This is a genomic window from Mesorhizobium sp. M7A.F.Ca.AU.002.02.1.1 (assembly GCF_003998535.1).
In the GTDB taxonomy this organism is placed as follows: Bacteria; Pseudomonadota; Alphaproteobacteria; order Rhizobiales; family Rhizobiaceae; genus Mesorhizobium; species Mesorhizobium ciceri.
In genome coordinates this window covers 1-3,019 of record NZ_RZPB01000726.1, presented here as the reverse complement: position 1 = coordinate 3,019, position 3,019 = coordinate 1, and the positions used below count along the sequence as shown (strand labels likewise).

The 3,019-nt window shown below is 63.4% G+C and carries 3 protein-coding genes; 1 reads left to right on the top strand and 2 read right to left on the bottom strand.

Annotated elements, in window-relative coordinates; genetic code table 11:
• Both EN879_RS30200 and EN879_RS30195 read right to left on the bottom strand, forming a co-directional pair.
• On the bottom strand, positions 1-386 hold a 386-nt coding region (locus EN879_RS30200; protein ID WP_164774673.1), incomplete at its 3' end, for a LysE family translocator.
• Between the two features lie 157 nt (positions 387-543).
• Positions 544-1,203: a response regulator transcription factor gene (locus EN879_RS30195; protein ID WP_063169189.1), complete on the bottom strand. Its 660-nt coding sequence runs from the start codon at positions 1,201-1,203 to the stop codon at positions 544-546.
• A gap of 130 nt (positions 1,204-1,333) precedes the next feature.
• Between EN879_RS30195 and EN879_RS30190 the strand changes: the two genes are divergently transcribed.
• The coding region (locus tag EN879_RS30190) for a hybrid sensor histidine kinase/response regulator (protein ID WP_127274453.1) at positions 1,334-3,019 on the top strand (1,686 nt) is incomplete at its 3' end.

Genomic DNA, 3,019 nt, shown 5'->3' with positions numbered 1-3,019 from the left:
GTCAGGAAGAACAGTGCCGTCTTGGGATTGAGGATCTCGACGACCATGCTGTCGCGAAATGTGTTCGGGGCCGGCCTGGCACCATCCTCGCCCATCCGGTTCCAGCCCAGGAACATGGCAAGGCCCAGCGAAATGAGATATGCGGCGCCCGCCCATCGGATCACCAAGAAAGCGACCGGCGCGTGTTCCATCAGTGCGGCGAGCCCGACCGCCGCGGCCAGGATGTGCACGTAACAACCAAGATGGACACCCAGTGCCGCCATCAATCCCGCCTGACGGCCATGGGCCAGCGTCTGCGCTGTCATGTAGAGAATCGCCGGTCCTGGCATGCAGGCGAAGGCGAGTGTTGCGAGGGCGAACGGAATCCAGAGATCCAGCGATGGCATGACAGCTCCTCCCATGTGATCAAGCCGTGGGAGGAGTAGGCCGGGGGGCAGGCCGAAAACATACGGCGGATGCCGTATTTGGATGATGATCGGGTTTGGCTAATCTGCCGATGGTTAAGGGGCCGTTGCCGGGTTGCCCATTGTAGCGGCTGCGATATCAGCCGGTGGGCAATCCCAGACGAACCGCGTAGGCGGTCAGTTCGGCGGTGTTGTGGAGACTGAGCTTGCCCATCAGATTTTCGCGATGTTTGCGAGCGGTCGGCAGGCTGATGCCCAGTCGTTCGGCGATGTCGCGCGTGATCATGCCTTGCGCCACCAGTTGAAGGATCTGCCGTTCGCGCCGCGTCAGCGGTACCGGGGACAGGATTTCCTGCGCGGCTATCGGCTCGCTTTCCCTGCCTATATCGCTGACCGCGAAGCGAACGGTTTTCGCCAGATAGGTGCCTCCGTTCTTGACCGCTTCGATGGCAGCGCCGAGTTCCTCGGGATCGCCATCCTTGGTCAGGTAGGCGTTGGCGCCGGCGCTGAGCGCGGCGCGTACTGTCCTCGGCTCGACATTGGCCGTCAGCACCACGATCCGCAGGCGTGGCGCCAAGGTCCTGATGGTGGCGATAAACTGCATCCCGGCCACACCTGGCATGCCGAGGTCGAGGATCAAAAGGTCGGCGCGCGTGCTTCGCAGCTGGCCAAGCAGCGCCTCGCCATCCGCAGCCTCGGCGACGACCGAGACATTGTCCATAGCCGAGATAAGCAACTTCAGCCCCTCGCGCACGATGGCATGGTCGTCGGCGAGTATGGCGGTGAGCGAGCGGTTCATCGGGGCACCATCCAGGGCTGCAGCGGCGTATATGGATCGATCGCCAACTTATGCGAAACAGGTTGCCGGTAGATCAACGGTACCGGGGAAGACCGGCCGGAGAATTACTTGGGACAATTGGAGGGATTCGATGCAGGAAGACAAGATACGCCAGGCCCTGGTCGAACTCCTGTATCGCAATTCCTACGGCGTGGTCATCTCCAACATCGTGATCTCGATGGCGGCGGTCTATGTTCTGAGAACGGCCGTTTCCGCCAATTGGCTGATCGGCTGGCTGGCGGCGCTGTATCTGCTGACGGCTATCCGGGTGCTGGCGTCGCGCCGTTTTTTCAGCCGCTCAAGGGATCGCGGCTCGATCTTGCGCTGGGCATGGCTGGCCACGGCGTTTTCCTGTATGTCGGGCCTTCTGTGGGGGGTGCTTGGCTGGGTCGGCTTTATGCCCGAGGCGCCGATCGTGCTGTCCTTCACGGTCATCGTCCTGACTGGTCTCGTCTGCGGTACGGTGCCGTCGCTGTCGGCCTTTCCGCCGGCGCTGGTCGGTTCCATCCTGGCCACGGTGGTGCCGGTCGCCTTGCGCTGCTTGACCACCCAAAGCGATATTTCCGGCGCCTTCCTGTTCCTGCTCGCATCGCTGGTGGCGATCAATTTCTACTACTGCCGTATCACCTACCGCATGCTGCGCGAAACCGTCAGCCTGCGACTGGAGAACGAAACGCTGGTCGAGCACCTGCAAGAGGAACGCGACAGGGCGCAGACCGCCGACCGTGCCAAGACGCGTTTTCTGGCGGCGGCGAGTCACGATCTGCGCCAACCGATCCATGCCCTGAGCCTGCTGGTCTCGACGCTTGCCATATTGGGGCAGCGCGGCGACGTACCCTCCGGCGAGGCGCGCGATCTGGCCAGCCGGGCGAAATCGGTTGTCAGCAACTTCAGTGGGCTGCTCAACGCTTTGCTCGATATCTCGCGGCTCGATGCGGGCATCGTCACGGTCGCGAGCGAGGCGGTGCCGCTGCGCGACCTCTTTGGTGATCTTCGCAATGAATTCGCCGCCGAGGCAAAACAACGCGGACTTACGTGGCGCGTGGTAGACAGCAGTCTCTACGTCGACAGCGACCCGATGATGTTGAAGCGCATCCTCAACAACCTGATCTCGAATGCCCTTCGCTACACCAAGCAAGGTGGTGTCCTGCTGGGCTGTCGCCGGCGCGGCGCATGTGTGGAGATACAGGTCCTCGACAGCGGCCCCGGCATCCCCGCCGATCAGCAGGGGATGGTCTTCGAGGAGTTCGTGCAGTTGCAGAACCCGGCGCGGGACCGCACGCAAGGCCTGGGACTCGGGCTCGCCATCGTTCGCCGCACCGCCGAGCTGTTGGGGCACCCCCTGAAATTGGCTTCGACGTCCGGGCGCGGTTCCCTGTTTTCCATCACCGTCGCGAAGGCCGGCGCGGTGCAAGCTCGCTTGGAGGTCGACACGACATCGCCGGCCAGCAGTGCCGCCGGCATCATGGTGGTCGAGGACGAGGGCGACGTTCTCGATGCCATGGTGCGCTTGCTCAGCCTGGAGGGACATCGTGTCTATCCCGGCCGCTCCGCCGCAGAGGCGCAGGAGGCCCATACGGCGGCGCTGGCTGCCGGCGATGCGCCGGTCGACCTGATCATCGCAGACTACCGTCTCGAGAATGACACCACCGGCACCGACGCGATCCGTGCGCTTCACGCCCATATCGGCCGGCTTGTCCCGACCATCATCATTACTGGCGATACGTCGCCGGCGCGCCTCAAGGAGATCAGCGCCAGCGGCAGCCGCATCCTGCAC

Excerpts from the sequence above, each read along its gene's own strand:
- EN879_RS30195 (WP_063169189.1), bottom strand. The coding sequence starts at position 1,203 with ATGAACCGCTCGCTCACCGCCATACTCGCCGACGACCATGCCATCGTG.